The 14,193-nt window shown below is 46.5% G+C and carries 12 protein-coding genes; 4 read left to right on the top strand and 8 right to left on the bottom strand.

The window, feature by feature from the left end:
* Positions 1-82 precede the first annotated feature (82 nt).
* Entirely contained in the window at positions 83-1,462 is a 1,380-nt protein-coding gene (gene purB, locus C2756_RS09420; RefSeq protein ID WP_215318900.1) for an adenylosuccinate lyase, read from the top strand.
* The gene (locus C2756_RS09415) at positions 1,459-2,814 is read left to right on the top strand and encodes a 3-deoxy-D-manno-octulosonic acid transferase (protein WP_215318898.1); all 1,356 of its coding nucleotides are present in this window, start codon (positions 1,459-1,461) and stop codon (positions 2,812-2,814) included. The genes purB and C2756_RS09415 overlap by 4 nt, the downstream gene beginning before the upstream one ends.
* Positions 2,815-2,826: 12 nt before the next feature.
* Here C2756_RS09415 and secF read toward each other — a convergent pair whose 3' ends face one another.
* The 5 genes from secF to queA all read right to left on the bottom strand — a co-directional run bounded on the left by secF (position 2,827) and on the right by queA (position 8,350).
* Positions 2,827-3,801 carry a protein translocase subunit SecF gene (secF, locus tag C2756_RS09410; RefSeq protein ID WP_215295772.1) on the bottom strand — a complete coding sequence of 325 codons (975 nt, stop codon included), beginning with the start codon at positions 3,799-3,801 and terminating at the stop codon, positions 2,827-2,829.
* Positions 3,802-3,804: 3 nt separating this feature from the next.
* A complete protein-coding gene (gene secD, locus C2756_RS09405; protein WP_215318896.1) occupies positions 3,805-5,664 on the bottom strand; it encodes a protein translocase subunit SecD in 1,860 nt (619 codons plus the stop codon).
* Positions 5,665-5,689: 25 nt separating this feature from the next.
* The gene (gene yajC / locus C2756_RS09400; RefSeq protein WP_215318895.1) at positions 5,690-6,016 is read right to left on the bottom strand and encodes a preprotein translocase subunit YajC; all 327 of its coding nucleotides are present in this window, start codon (positions 6,014-6,016) and stop codon (positions 5,690-5,692) included.
* Positions 6,017-6,149: 133 nt separating this feature from the next.
* Positions 6,150-7,307, bottom strand: coding sequence for a tRNA guanosine(34) transglycosylase Tgt (gene tgt / locus C2756_RS09395; RefSeq protein WP_215295769.1), 1,158 nt, complete (start codon positions 7,305-7,307; stop codon positions 6,150-6,152).
* Positions 7,304-8,350 carry a tRNA preQ1(34) S-adenosylmethionine ribosyltransferase-isomerase QueA gene (gene queA / locus C2756_RS09390; protein WP_215318888.1) on the bottom strand — a complete coding sequence of 349 codons (1,047 nt, stop codon included), beginning with the start codon at positions 8,348-8,350 and terminating at the stop codon, positions 7,304-7,306. Before queA ends, tgt begins: the two co-directional genes overlap by 4 nt.
* 30 nt (positions 8,351-8,380) lie before the next feature.
* Between queA and recG the strand changes: the two genes are divergently transcribed.
* Both recG and ubiA read left to right on the top strand, forming a co-directional pair.
* Positions 8,381-10,447, top strand: a complete 2,067-nt coding sequence (gene recG / locus C2756_RS09385) for an ATP-dependent DNA helicase RecG (RefSeq protein ID WP_215318886.1) — start codon at positions 8,381-8,383, stop codon at positions 10,445-10,447.
* Positions 10,448-10,455: 8 nt separating this feature from the next.
* On the top strand, positions 10,456-11,319 hold the full coding sequence (ubiA, locus tag C2756_RS09380; RefSeq protein ID WP_215318884.1) for a 4-hydroxybenzoate octaprenyltransferase: 864 nt from the start codon (positions 10,456-10,458) through the stop codon (positions 11,317-11,319).
* A 1-nt stretch (position 11,320) separates the two neighbouring features.
* On the opposite strand, the gene proC is transcribed toward ubiA, so the two are convergent.
* From proC to glcF, 3 genes are read right to left on the bottom strand one after another with little or no spacing between them, the layout of a single operon-like run.
* A complete protein-coding gene (proC, locus tag C2756_RS09375; protein ID WP_215318882.1) occupies positions 11,321-12,190 on the bottom strand; it encodes a pyrroline-5-carboxylate reductase in 870 nt (289 codons plus the stop codon).
* Positions 12,187-12,912, bottom strand: coding sequence for a YggS family pyridoxal phosphate-dependent enzyme (locus C2756_RS09370; RefSeq protein WP_215318881.1), 726 nt, complete (start codon positions 12,910-12,912; stop codon positions 12,187-12,189). Before C2756_RS09370 ends, proC begins: the two co-directional genes overlap by 4 nt.
* Complete coding sequence (gene glcF, locus C2756_RS09365) at positions 12,909-14,186, bottom strand: glycolate oxidase subunit GlcF (RefSeq protein WP_215318879.1); 1,278 nt, start codon at positions 14,184-14,186, stop codon at positions 12,909-12,911. The genes C2756_RS09370 and glcF overlap by 4 nt, the downstream gene beginning before the upstream one ends.
* Between the last annotated feature and the right edge of the window lie 7 nt (positions 14,187-14,193).

Here is a 14,193-nt window from a genome sequence, read left to right as displayed (position 1 = left end):
GCCAACCAAACTCAGGTTTACCCAGGCGCAGAACGCATTAAAATTAGGTTTTATTGAAATATCCAATGCAAAGGCAATATTCGTGAGTCAGCCGCTTTCTACCCTCAATGCCCTTTCCCCTCTAGATGGCCGCTATGCTGGAAAACTAGACGCCTTACGTCCCTGGCTATCTGAAGCTGCTTTCATGCGCCAGCGCGTTTTTGTGGAGATTCATTGGTTATTGGCTTTGGCGGGGGCGGGCCTCCCAGATGTACCTAAAATCAATGCCGCTGATGAAGCCTTTTTGCTTTCCTTGCCGGAAAACTTTTCTGATGCCGATGCACAACGTATTAAAGATATTGAAGCAGTAACCAATCATGACGTTAAGGCAGTTGAATATTTCTTAAAAGAAAAAGTAGCTGGTCGCCCTGATTTATTAAAAGCGAGCGAGTTCATTCATTTCGCCTGTACATCTGAAGACATCAACAATACCTCACATGGTTTGATGTTGCGTGGTGCGCGTGACGAGGTACTTTTGCCACAGCTTCGCAAAGTACTTTCAGTATTGACTGATTTGGCTATTGAGCATGCCAAGGTGCCATTACTCTCGCGCACACATGGGCAACCCGCTTCACCGAGTACTCTGGGTAAAGAGATTGCCAATATCGCCAAGCGTCTAGAGCGCGCAATTGAATCCATTGTCGCAGCCCCATTACTTGGCAAAATGAATGGCGCCGTTGGTAACTACAACGCACATTTGTCTGCTTACCCTGATTTTGATTGGGAGAATTTCTCCAAGAGCGTTGTTGAGAAGCGCCTCGGTTTAACTTTCAATCCCTACACGATTCAAATTGAGCCGCATGATGGTATGGCGCAATTGTTTGATGCGATTGCGCGTGCGAATACGATTCTCTTGGACATGGATCGTGATTTCTGGGCATATATTTCTGTCGGTTACTTTAAGCAGCGCACTAAAGCGGGTGAGATTGGTTCATCCACCATGCCACATAAAGTTAACCCTATCGACTTTGAAAATTCTGAAGGTAACTTGGGTGTTGCTAATGCGTTGTTGCGTCACTTGGCGGAGAAGTTACCGATTTCTCGTTGGCAGCGCGACCTCACTGACTCAACGGTTTTGCGTAATCTAGGCCCTGCATTTGGTCATAGCGTATTGGCTTATGACAGCGCACTGCGCGGTCTTGGCAAATTGGAGGTTAATCATGCTGCGATTGCAGCTGATTTAGACGGATGTTGGGAAGTATTGGCTGAGCCAGTACAAACCGTGATGCGTCGCTATGGCATTGAGAATCCCTATGAACAATTAAAAGAATTGACTCGTGGTAAAGGGATCAATCAAGCGGATTTGCAAAACTTCATTCGTGGTTTGAAGATTCCAGATGATGCAAAAGTACGTTTACTAGAGATGACACCATCTTCTTATCTTGGTAAGGCGGTTGAATTGACCGAACGTCTCAAAAAGTGAGTGTGACTTCCCATTCAGAATATGGGGCGCGTCCTCTATTCTGGTTTGCTGTTTATCAACTGCTCTGGCATCTCTTGCTGCCATTGGCTTTTGTCCGTTTAGCTTGGCGCGCACGCCATTCATTTGCCTATCTGCATCACATCCCAGAGCGTCTTGGATTTGGTTATGACAAACCAATTACCAAAGACTCGATTTGGATTCATGCAGTTTCTGTTGGTGAGACTCGCGCAGCTCAACCATTGATTGATGCCTATCTTGCGAGGGGCGAATCTATTTTGCTCACGCACATGACTTTAAATGGTCGTCGTACTGGTAAGCAACTCTTTGCTAAAGCGATTGCCGCAGGACAAATTCGTCAGGTGTATTTGCCTTATGACCTCTTTTGGTGCGTAGAACATTTCTTAAAAACATTCAAGCCCAAGTTTGGTCTCTTTATGGAAACCGAGGCTTGGCCAACTGTAGTATTTCGTTGTGCCGAAATTGACTTGCCTTTATTTTTAGTTAATGCCCGTTTATCAGAAAGAAGTGCTCGTCGAATCAAGCGCTTTGGTAAGGCCGGACGTGCTTTATTCCAGGCATTTGCAGGCGTTCTGGCACAAACCGAATTTGATGCACAGCGTTATCGCAGCCTTGGTGTAAAAAATGTTCTCATCACCGGTAATTTGAAATTTGATGTGCCCCTTGATCCTCAGCTAGTTGCTCAAGGAAAAGAGTGGCAACATGATTTGCATGCTACTAAGCGCCTCATGGTATGTGCTGCTAGTACGCGTGATGGTGAGGAAGGGCTTATTCTCAAGGCCTGGAAAGATTTGCTCCTGAGCAATGCTTTTGAAGCACAGCCTCTACTTCTGTTAGTGCCCCGTCACCCAGAACGCTTTGCCGAAGTGGCTAATCAAATTCATGCTGCTGACCTCAAGTTTCGCCGCCGTTCTGAGTGGTCTGGCTTACCAAAAGATAGTGCAGGATTAGATGTAATCCTGGGTGATTCTATGGGTGAGATGCCCCTGTACTACAGCGCATCTGATTTAGTGGTGATGGGTGGAAGCCTATTGCCCTTCGGCGGCCAGAACCTCATTGAAGCTTGTGCAGCTGGTTGCCCAGTATTGCTTGGTGAGCATACCTATAACTTTCAGCAAGCTGCTTTAGATGCAATTGCGGTTGGCGCCGCAAAGCGAATCAAGGGTGATTTGCTCTTGGGTGATACGACTGCTTTAGTGGAGTCTTTAAAGAGCTTACTCTTAAACCCCTCAGAACTTACCAAGATGAGTGAGGCTGCGAAGACGTACTCAATTGAGCATCAAGGGGCAAGCAAAAGAATCTTGGCTGCCCTTGGCCAACAAAAAATTACTTAAAGCTAGTTTCGCTTAAACCCGTGCTCCGAAGTTCGGGTCATCATTGCGAGCATTGTCATCTGGCTTTTTATCGCCCTTCACCAAATCTTCCCGAGTGACACCAAGCCACATTGCTAATGCAGCAGCAACGAAGACTGAAGAGTAAATGCCAAACAAAATACCGATAGTCAGCGCCAAGGCAAAGTAGAACAGTGTTGGTCCGCCAAAGATGAGCATAGCAAGTACCATCATCTCGGTGCTGCCGTGAGTAATGACGGTCCGACTGATGGTGCTGGTAATAGCGTTATCAATAATTTCGCGGGTATTCATCTTGCGATATTTGCGGAAGTTCTCACGAATTCGGTCAAAGATCACCACAGACTCATTTACGGAGTAGCCTAGAACTGCGAGGACGGCCGCCAATACGGAAAGCGAGAACTCCCAGTGGAAGAAAGCAAAGAAGCCCAAAATGATCACCACATCATGTAAGTTTGCAATGATGCCGGCAAGAGCAAACTTCCACTCAAAGCGGAAGGAGAGATACAGCACGATGCCAATAATCACAAATATCAAGGCTTTTAAGCCATCAATCGCTAATTCTTGACCGACTTGCGGACCAACGAATTCAACACGCTGCAACTTCACTCCAGAAGTCGCTGGGTCAAGCGCTTGCATCACAGCATTGCTTTGATCTGCAGAGGAAATCAGTTTGCCCTCAGCATCTTTTTGCAAAGGCAAGCGAATCATCACATCACGCGAACTACCAAAGTTCTGAATTTGGCTATCTGCATATCCCAGTTTTTCGACTTTAGAGCGAATGGACTCTAGAGGAGCAGTTTGAGGATAGGCAACTTCCATTACCGTACCGCCGGTAAATTCAATCGAAAGATGAAGGCCGTTTTGCCAAAGGAAAAAAACTGCTGCTAAGAAGGTAATCAAAGATATTGCATTGAGCACCAATGCATGGCGCATGAATGGAATATCTTTTTTGATTCGAAAAAATTCCATGGCTTATTTCCCCTGTGGACGCCAAACTTGGCCGATCGCGAGTTTTTGAGTCTTCTTGTTTCTGCCGTACCAAAGATTGACAAGCCCGCGTGAGAAGAAGACAGCCGAGAACATTGAAGTCAGAATGCCCAAGCAGTGAACTACTGCAAAGCCTTTGATGGGGCCAGAACCAAAGGCAAGGAGCGCTAAGCCAGCGATCAAGGTGGTCACGTTAGAGTCCAAGATGGTTGCCCAAGCCTTATCAAAGCCAACGGCAATCGCAGTTTGTGGAGGTGCGCCGTTACGCAACTCCTCGCGAATACGTTCGTTAATTAACACGTTGGAGTCAATAGCCATACCGAGTGCCAATGCCATCGCTGCAATACCCGGTAAGGTGAGAGTGGCTTGCAGCATCGACAGCACAGAAATCAACAATAGCAAGTTCACAGCCAAAGCAAGGACTGAGAAGGTGCCAAACAATAAGTAGTAAGCCATCATGAAAATCGCGATTGCAGCAAATCCAATTAAGAGAGACTTGAAGCCTTTCTCAATATTCTCAGCGCCTAAGCTTGGTCCAATAGTGCGCTCTTCAATAATTTCCATTGGAGCTGCTAAAGAGCCAGCGCGCAGAAGCAGGGCCAAATCATTAGCGCTCTCGGTAGTCGGTTGACCGGTAATTTGGAATTTAGAGCCGAATTCACCTTGAATAGTTGCAATCGTGAGAACTTCACCCTTACCCTTCTCAAACAAAATCATGCCCATGGGTTTGCCGATATTTTCACGAGTGACTTCTTGCATCACGCGACCACCAGCAGCATCCAAGGAGATATTGACCGCAGGGCGTTGGTTTTGATCAAAGCCAGCGCTAGCGTCAGTAATGCGATCACCGCTAAAAATCACGGATTTTTTAAATACACCTAAGCGGTTCTCACCAAAGCGGAAGGTATCCATGCCTGGAGGAGGCGTTTCGCCAAGACCAATCGAAGAAACGATTGGATCGGCAAGGCGAGATTCCAAGGTTGCTGTACGACCAATAATATCTTTGGCCCGTGCGGTATCTTGAACCCCCGGCAGCTGTACCACGATACGCTCAGCACCTTGCTGTTGAATGACCGGCTCTTTTACTGCCAACTCATTGACACGCTTGTTCAAGGTAATAATATTTTGCTTTACCGCGCTATCTTGAATTTCTTTTAAGGCTGTTGGTTTAAATTCACCAACCAATTTTGGTGAAAGCCCAGTTGGTTTCACTTGCCAAATGAGCTCTGGTTGAGAAGTCATCAAGATCGAACGCGCAGCATCGGCATCTGCAGTGCTGCCAAAATTAATGGAGATAGAATCTGGGCCGCGATCAATGCCTTGGTGACGGATATTTTTATCTCGCAATTGACTGCGAATATCGGTCGCTAAAGAAGTCACTTTCTTCTGTACTGCACCCTTCATATCCACTTGAAGAAGGAAATAGACGCCACCGCGCAAGTCTAGGCCTAGCGGCATTGGAAGGGCGTTAATTGCATTTAACCAGCCAGGTGTATTGGATAGGAGATTTAATGCAACTGTGTAATTAGGATCATTTTGATCAATATTCAATTTTTGCTGCAAGAGATCTCGTGCACGTAATTGAATATCGGTATTGTTAAAGCGAATTTTGATGGAGCCTACATTACCAGTGCTCTCAAAAAATATCCCAGTGCTCTTGATATCAGCATCAGTCAGGATCTTTTCAACTCGAGACTGTGTCGCCAAATCAACCTTGATGGTTGGTTTGGCGGACGAGACTTGAACCGCTGGCGCCTCACCATAGAAATTAGGTAATGAGTACAGTCCGCCAATCAGTAATGCAACAGCGATAACTATATATTTCCAAAGAGGGTAGCGATTCATATCGAGATACTTTTAAACAAACATATTAAGCAGACTTCAGAGTGCCTTTAGGCAAGACTGTGGTGATAGCGCCTTTTTGCATTTGCACTTGTGTGCCAGTAGCAATCTCAACAGTGACTGCATCATCCTTTAGCGCCGTTACTTTGCCAAAAATGCCGCCAACAGTGAGCACTTCATCGCCAACTGCTAGAGCCTCAAGCATTGCCTTGGTTTCTTTTTGACGCTTCATTTGTGGGCGAATCATGATGAAGTACAACACTGCAAACATCAACACCAAAGGAAGGAAGCTCATTAAGCCACCCGCATCTGCGCCCGCGGCTGGAGCCTGAGCAAAAGCATTACTAATCCACATACAAAACCTCCGTTAATTACCAATTGGAAACTGCTTTATTTTTAGGCCTTAAAAAGAAGCCGTAAACCCGCAATTCTAAACGGTATGGGGCTTTAGAGGTGATTTGAAGGGGTCAATACCCCTCTTAGGGTGATTAATCCTGCCCAGGCTCGACGCCCCGCTGGCGATTGGCGTGGAATTCCTCGCGATAGGCGCTAAATCGATCCTTGCTGAGGGCTTCCCTGACCTCGGTCATCAGTTGAAGGTAATAAGTGAGGTTATGGATGGTATTGAGCTGTGAGCCTAAAATTTCATTCGCTTTTTGCAGATGATTTAAGTAGGAGCGAGTGAAGTTTTGGCAGGTATAGCAAGCGCATGTGGGGTCAAGCGGGCGATCATCGTCCTTATAGCCAGAATTGCGTAATTTAAGGTCGCCAAAACGCGTGAATAGCCAGCCATTGCGAGCATTGCGAGTAGGCATGACGCAATCGAACATATCAATTCCTAGGCTTACGCCCAAGATGAGATCTTCAGGAGTTCCTACCCCCATGAGGTAGTGAGGCATGTGTTCCGGCAATTTGGGTGCTGTGAAATTGAGAATTCTTTCAAACTCAGGCTTTGGCTCTCCAACGGATAAACCACCAATGGCAATGCCATCAAAACCTTGCTGACTCACAGCGTCTAAAGAAAATTCCCGCAAATTTTCAAACATGCCACCTTGCACGATCCCAAAGAGCCCATTACCTGTATTAAGTTCTCTAAAACGTTTGAGTGAGCGATCTCCCCAACGCAGTGACATTTCGAGTGAGGCACGCGCTGTTTTCTCAGAGGTAGGCTGACCCTTGATCTCATAAGGTGTACATTCATCAAATTGCATCGCAATATCACTATTTAAAACCGCCTGAATCTCCATTGAAACTTCTGGAGACATAAACAGCTTGTCACCATTAATTGGGGAGGCAAAGGTCACGCCTTCTTCAGAGATCTTGCGCAATGCGCCTAAGCTAAATACTTGAAAGCCACCTGAGTCAGTCAGGATGGGCTTATCCCAGGCCATGAAGCGATGTAAGCCGCCATGTTTTTTGATGACATCTAAACCTGGTCTCAACCAAAGATGAAAAGTATTTCCTAAAATGATTTGTGCTTTGGCTTCATTGAGGTCACGCGGAGTCATCGCCTTTACAGTGCCATAGGTTCCGACCGGCATAAAGATGGGGGTTTGCACACTGCCATGGGGCAGGTCAAGCTGACCAAGACGCGCAGGACTTTGGGAGTCGCGCGCCAAAATATTAAAGTGAACAGGTTTGGTCATGGCTTTGTATTCTCAAGTCGACACAGAAACATGGCATCTCCATAACTGAAGAAACGATATTTCTGATGAATGGCGTGTTGGTATGCAGCACGAATATGATTTATGCCTGCAAAGGCGCTAACCAACATTAATAAGGTAGATTTTGGCAGATGAAAGTTAGTTAGCAAACAATCTACGACCCTAAATTGAAAACCCGGGGTAATAAATAAATTGGTTTCACCACTGCTTTGACCATTCAAAGCTTGGCTCTCTAGGGCGCGCAGGCTGGTAGTGCCAACTGCAATGACTCGTCCACCACGACGCTTGGTTTTTGCAATGGCTTGTAATGTCGTCTCTGGAATGGAGAACCACTCATAGTGCATCTTATGTTTAGAGAGGTCTTCTTCACGAACTGGGGTAAAGGTACCGGCACCAACATGCAAGGTAACTGTAGCCTGCTCAACTCCCAGATCATTTAATTGCTGCAGAATATCTTCGTCAAAGTGCAGGCCTGCTGTGGGCGCTGCAACTGCACCCGGATTTTTAGCAAGGACAGTTTGATAGCGCTGAACATCCTCCCCGTCGGGCTCATGCTCAATATAAGGCGGTAAGGGGAGTTCACCAAAACGCTCAAGCAATCCAAATACATTCTCTGGAAAGCGAACTTCATAAAAGCGTCCGTCGTAGCCAATCATTTCAACAGGAAAGCTCTCTCCAGCCTGGTTATGGATATGAACAATAGATCCAGTCTTAGGAACTTTGGATGCCCTGATCTGGACCCAGGCTTGTTTATAGCCGCTAATACGCTCGATCAGGAGCTCGACATTGCCTCCCGTCTCTTTTTTGCCGTGTAGTCGAGCTGGAATGACCTTGGTATCGTTAAATACTAATAAGTCCCCTGGCTTAAATAGGCTAAGAATGTCCTTAAACTGACGATCTATTAAATGGACATGATTTCCCCCATCAAGCTTGAGCTCAAGCAGGCGGCTGTCGGTTCTATTCGCCAAGGGATGTTGGGCGATTAGTTCGGCTGGAAGTTCGTAATTGAAGTCGGAGAGTTGCATAGCATTACCATCAGGTATTAGATTTTAACGATGACCACTAAGCCAGCGCCAAACACACTCCAAAAAATGGGTTTAGACAGCCCAATGGCCCTTGCTTTGCATCTTCCATCCCGTTATGAGGATGAGACAGAGTTATGTACTATCGAAGAAGGCTTGATTCAAGGGCGCTTTCACTCGGTACAAACTCAGGGCGTAGTGATTAGAAATCAGGTCCTTTTTCGACCTAGACGGCAGATGCTTGTCACTATTGAAGATGACTCTGCAACTTTGCAGCTACGGTTTTTGAATTTTTATCCAAGTCAGCAAAAGCAAATGGCAGTAGGCACTCATATTCGTGTGCGAGGAGAGGTGCGCGAGGGCTTTCAAGGTCCCGAGATAGTTCATCCAACTGTGCGAGCGGTCACTCCAGATACACCACTGCCGACCAGTTTGACGCCAGTCTATCCAGCAAGCGCTGGAGTATCACAAGCTGCAATTCGTAAGGCGGTCACTCAGGCATTACGTGATCCAAGTTTGCATGAGAGTTTGGCCGAGTTTTTACCTCAAAAACTGATGGCTGAATTACTGCCCAGTAACGATTGGCCTAACTTACAGTCTGCAATCACCTATTTGCATCAACCACCAGCAGATGCTGATACACAGGCTTTACTAGAGCGGACTCATTCTGCATGGCGCCGCGTACAGTTTGAAGAACTCCTTGCCCAACAAATTTCTTTAAAGCGTGCACATGCCATTCGTCAAGAGCGTCATGCACCGAGCTTTAAACAAGCTGAAAAGGCTCAGAGTCTTGAAGTAGGATTGCTGAAGGCTTTGCCATTTGAATTAACTACTGCCCAAACCCGTGTGTGGGATGAAATTGGTCATGACTTATCCAAATCATTTCCGATGAATCGCCTTCTTCAGGGCGACGTTGGTAGTGGTAAGACAGTCGTGGCCGCCTTAGCAGCAGCGCGTGTCATAGATCATGGCTATCAAGCAGTAGTGATGGCGCCTACTGAGATATTAGCTGAGCAACATTATCTGAAGATGAAAGAGTGGTTTGAGCCTTTGGGAGTTCAAGTTGCCTGGTTATCAGGTAGCTTAAAAGCAAAAGAAAAAAGATTAGCGCAAGAAATGATTGAGAGTGGTGGCGCTCAACTCATTATTGGTACGCATGCACTGATTCAGGAGAATGTGAGTTTTGCTAAATTAGGTTTAGCGGTGATAGATGAGCAACATCGTTTTGGAGTACGTCAGCGTTTAGAAATTCAGCAACGGGTAGGCTCTGAATTATTTTACTGCCATCAGTTGATGATGTCTGCCACACCCATTCCTCGTACTTTAGCAATGACCTATTACGCTGATTTAGATGTATCCGTAATTGATGAGTTGCCGCCAGGGCGTAAGCCAATTACTACCAAAGTTGTGAAGGCTACTCGTCGTGATGAAGTGATTGGTGGTCTACAAAGCTGGCTCTCTAAAGGTTTGCAAGCTTATTGGGTTTGCCCCTTAATTGAAGAATCAGAAGCTTTGCAATTACAAACAGCTGTGGAAAGTTTTGAGCAGCTCACTCAGGCCTTGCCAGAATTTAAAGTCGGTCTAGTGCATGGACGTTTAAAGTCAGAAGAAAAAGCAGCAGTGATGGCAGCATTTAAAGCCAATGCAATCCAATTGCTAGTAGCAACCACCGTGATTGAAGTGGGTGTTGATGTTCCTAATGCGGCCTTAATGGTGATTGAGCACGCTGAACGATTTGGTTATGCCCAGATTCATCAGTTGCGCGGGCGCGTAGGCCGAGGTTCTGCGGATTCAGTATGTATTTTGATGTATGCAGAACCTTTGTCTTTAGCAGCTAAAGAGCGCCTACAAACTCTACGCGAGACCTCTGATGGTTTTGTGATTGCCGAGCGCGACTTATCCCTTCGGGGTCCTGGTGAGCTATTGGGTGCAAAGCAATCTGGTGATGCCATGTTGCGCTTTGTAGACTTGCAACGGGATGCTTGGCTGATTGAGTTGGCTCAGCAGGCAGCAGAACGTTTGCTGGCGGACCATGCTGATATCGTTGAGCGTCATTTAGAGCGTTGGCTAGGCTCTCGAGCAGAGTTTCTGAAGGCATAATTCTAGCTATGCCACTCACTGAACGTCTGAAAGCTTACGCCTACTTAATCCGCCTAGATAAGCCGATTGGTACGCTCTTGCTCTTATGGCCCACTTTATGGGCGCTGTGGTTGGCAAGCTCGGGCATTCCGGATTTGACTATTTTGTTTATTTTTATAGTCGGTACGTTTCTGATGCGTAGTGCGGGGTGCGCCATCAACGATTATGCAGATCGTGGCTTTGACCGTTATGTAGAGAGAACGAAAGGGCGCCCTGTCACTAGTGGAAAAATTTCTGGGAAAGAAGCAGTTGCTGTAGCGGCTAGCTTGGCCCTAATTGCTTTTTTGCTGATTCAACCCCTCAATACTTTTACTAAGCAACTTTCAGTACTCGCCTTATTGGTAGCCTTTGTTTATCCATTCACCAAACGCTTCTTTGCCATGCCGCAGGCTGTGCTAGGGATTGCATTTGGTTTTGGGATTCCCATGGCTTATGCAGCGATTTTGGATTTCATTCCTTTGGAAGCGTGGGTCTTGTTTGTGGGGAATATTTTTTGGGCCATTGCCTATGACACGGCATACGCAATGGTCGATCGAGATGATGACCTGCGTTTAGGTCTGAGAACTTCGGCGATTACTTTCGGAAAGTATGACGTGCTAGCAATCGCTGTAAGTTATGGCATCTTGTTTGTAAGTCAACTTTGGGTGGCGCAACTAGCGGACTTAAGCAATTATTTTTTAGTCGGCTGGTTCATAGCTTTAGGTTGCTCGATATATCACCTTAAACTCATCTCTACTAGAGGACGAGAAGAATGTTTTTTGGCTTTCCGTCACAACAATTGGTTGGGCGGATTTTTATTTTTGGGAATTGTGTTGGGACTCAGTATTCACTAAGCTAGTTTTTACCTAATTCATCGCCCATCGTTTTGCCACGCTGACTTGCTGCATCAATCGCTTTTTCCAAGATCTCATGCCAGCCATGCTGCTGCATGACCTCAAGTGCAGCTGCGGTTGTACCGCCTTTGGAGGTGACGCGTTCACGTAAGATGCCAGCATGCTCATCAGAGTTGTGCGCTAGCTGGGTAGCGCCTTCGAGGGTCGCATAAGCTAATTGACGAGCAGTTTGTGCGTCAAGCCCCAGCTTTTCACCAGCGGATTGCATGGCTTCTAAAAATGCAAACACATAAGCAGGGCCGCTACCAGAGACTGCTGTTACGGCATCCATCAATTTTTCTTCAGAAACCCAAACCGCTTGACCAACAGCATTACAAATCGTTTCTGCTAGGTCGCGATCAGATTCATTGACTGCAGCATCTGCAAATAAACCTGTGATGCCTTTACCAATCAGAGCAGGCGTGTTGGGCATAGCGCGCACGCAACGCGTATGGTCGAGCCAGCGACTCATATCTTTGAGTCGAATGCCTGCAGCAATACTCAGAATCAGTGGGCCAGGTGCGCTGGCATGTTTGAGTTTGGAGGCTAAGTTTTTGGCAACGACATTAAAGTCTTGTGGCTTGATGGCCATAACCACTACATTATTTTTTGAAAAATCGAATGCAATTTGTTCCAGGGTGCCGATACCTTGAACACCAAAATCTTCATATAGCTTTAAGGCAGTGCTTGCATTTGCTTCAACCACTGAAATTTGCTTAGATTCAAACCCATTTGCCAGTAGACCGCTAATTAAGGCACGACCCATATTGCCACCACCAATAAAGGTGATGTGTGCATTGCTATTCTTTTGCGTTTTCTTTTGTTGGCTCATTTGCTAATCTTATCGCGCTTCCCAAAAATAGCAGTTCCAATACGAACCATGGTGCTGCCTTCGGCTATGGCTGCCTCTAAATCATCGGACATCCCCATGGATAAAGTGTCGAAGAATTGATAGCCTGGATCAACCAAATGACTCGCTTGAATACTTTGAAAACAAGCGCGGACGGCAGCAAATGCCTCCCGCTGAATCTTGGGATCTGGGTTGGGTGCTGGGATGGCCATTAAGCCTCTCAGGATCACGTTTGGTAATTTGCTGATGGCGTCGCAAAGAGCCTGTGCATCTGCGAGCGGAATACCACTTTTACTATCTTCTTCGCTGACATTGACCTGTACGCAAACTTGTAATTCTGCCAGGTGAGGAAACTCTGCTCGCTGCGCTGATAGGCGCTCTGCAATTTTGAGTCTATCCACACTATGCACCCAGTCAAAATGCTCAGCGACCTCCCTGGTTTTATTGCTTTGGAGTGGTCCAATAAAATGCCACACCAGCCAAGGACGTAGCTTTTCAAGCTGGATAATTTTTTCAGCGCCTTCTTGGACATAGTTTTCACCAAAAGCCGATTGACCTGCATGCATCGCTTCTTCAATGGCAGATGCTGGAAAGGTTTTGCTAACCGCCAAGAGTTCAATCTCTTCAGGCTCACGTTTTGCAGCTAGGGCTGCAAGTTCAATGCGCTGCCGAACCTGCATGAGATTAACAACAATTGAATTCATCGGGCCTTAGATGATTTGCTAATCAGTTGATCGACGATCTCAATCCAGTGAAGCACTGGTGTGTCGTCTTGTTGGAGGTGGGCAATGCACCCAATATTTCCGGAGACAATCACATTAGCTCCTGACTCCTCACAGGCTGCATTTAGGTGGGTCAATTTATTCTTGCGTAATTGTTCTGAGAGCTCTGGCTGAGTGACTGAGTAGGTTCCAGCCGAGCCACAGCAAAGGTGACTGTCACTACACAAGCGCACACCAATTCCCAAGCCAGAAAGCAAGCCTTCAACTTTGCCGCGTATTTGTTGGCCATGCTGCAAGGTGCAAGGCGGGTGATAGACCACGCCTGGTTTTTGATCCGAGCCAATGAGTTGAACTAGCTCATTTTGTAACGAGGGCAAAATCTCCGCAATATCTTTAGTTAACTCAGAAATCTTTTTTGCCTTGGTAGCGTATAAAGAATCGTTCACCAAGAGATGGCCATAATCTTTGACCATCACACCACATCCAGATGCAGTCATCACAATAGCTTCAACGCCTTGCTCAACGAGGGGCCACCAAGCATCAATATTTTGCTTGGCATTCTCTAGTCCACCTGATTGATCATTTAGGTGATAGCGCAGCGCACCACAACAAGTTGCATTGGGAACGCTGATGAGTTGAATCTTGAGTGCATCTAATACTCTTGCTGTTGCTGAATTGATGTTGGGCAGCATGCCAGGTTGAACGCATCCCTCCAGAATCAGCATCTTGCGCGTATGTTGTGTGCTGGGTCTTGCATAAGGATCAGTTGTTTGATCTAAGGCTTTATTTTTAGCGAGTGGAATCTTGCGTTTGACGCTACTTGGCATGAGGGGGCGCACTAAACGACCTAATGCCATCGCGGAATTAAACAAGGCTGGCTTGGTTAAGCCTTCCTTGAGAGCCCAACGAGTAAGGCGCTCGCCTAGGGGGCGCTCGGGAGTATTTTCTTCTGCCCATTTACGACCAATATCTACCAAGTTGCCATATTGCACGCCACTAGGACAAGTGCTTTCGCAGTTACGGCATGTTAAGCAGCGATCTAAATGTAAGCGAGTCTTTTCAGTTGGCGCTTGCCCTTCAGCCATTTGCTTGATGAGGTAGATGCGACCGCGAGGACCATCGAGTTCGTCACCCAGTATTTGATAGGTTGGGCAAGTGGCAGTACAAAAACCACAGTGAACACAATTACCAAGAATGCGCGCTGCCTCTATACCTTCTGGTGTATTGGCAAATTGAGGGGCAAGTTGAGTGTACATAGCAATA

It is taken from the genome of Polynucleobacter sp. UB-Siik-W21, from assembly GCF_018687415.1.
In the GTDB taxonomy this organism is placed as follows: Bacteria; Pseudomonadota; Gammaproteobacteria; order Burkholderiales; family Burkholderiaceae; genus Polynucleobacter.
This window is presented reverse-complemented; position numbering and strand designations above follow the sequence as displayed.

Bases quoted from the DNA above. Each gene is read 5' to 3' on its own strand.
- secF (WP_215295772.1), bottom strand. From the start codon at position 3,801: ATGGAATTTTTTCGAATCAAAAAAGATATTCCATTCATGCGCCATGCA.
- secD (WP_215318896.1), bottom strand. From the start codon at position 5,664: ATGAATCGCTACCCTCTTTGGAAATATATAGTTATCGCTGTTGCATTA.
- yajC (WP_215318895.1), bottom strand. From the start codon at position 6,016: ATGTGGATTAGTAATGCTTTTGCTCAGGCTCCAGCCGCGGGCGCAGAT.
- tgt (WP_215295769.1), bottom strand. From the start codon at position 7,307: ATGACCAAACCTGTTCACTTTAATATTTTGGCGCGCGACTCCCAAAGT.
- queA (WP_215318888.1), bottom strand. From the start codon at position 8,350: ATGCAACTCTCCGACTTCAATTACGAACTTCCAGCCGAACTAATCGCC.
- recG (WP_215318886.1), top strand. From the start codon at position 8,381: ATGACCACTAAGCCAGCGCCAAACACACTCCAAAAAATGGGTTTAGAC.
- ubiA (WP_215318884.1), top strand. From the start codon at position 10,456: ATGCCACTCACTGAACGTCTGAAAGCTTACGCCTACTTAATCCGCCTA.
- proC (WP_215318882.1), bottom strand. From the start codon at position 12,190: ATGAGCCAACAAAAGAAAACGCAAAAGAATAGCAATGCACACATCACC.
- C2756_RS09370 (WP_215318881.1), bottom strand. From the start codon at position 12,912: ATGAATTCAATTGTTGTTAATCTCATGCAGGTTCGGCAGCGCATTGAA.
- glcF (WP_215318879.1), bottom strand. From the start codon at position 14,186: ATGTACACTCAACTTGCCCCTCAATTTGCCAATACACCAGAAGGTATA.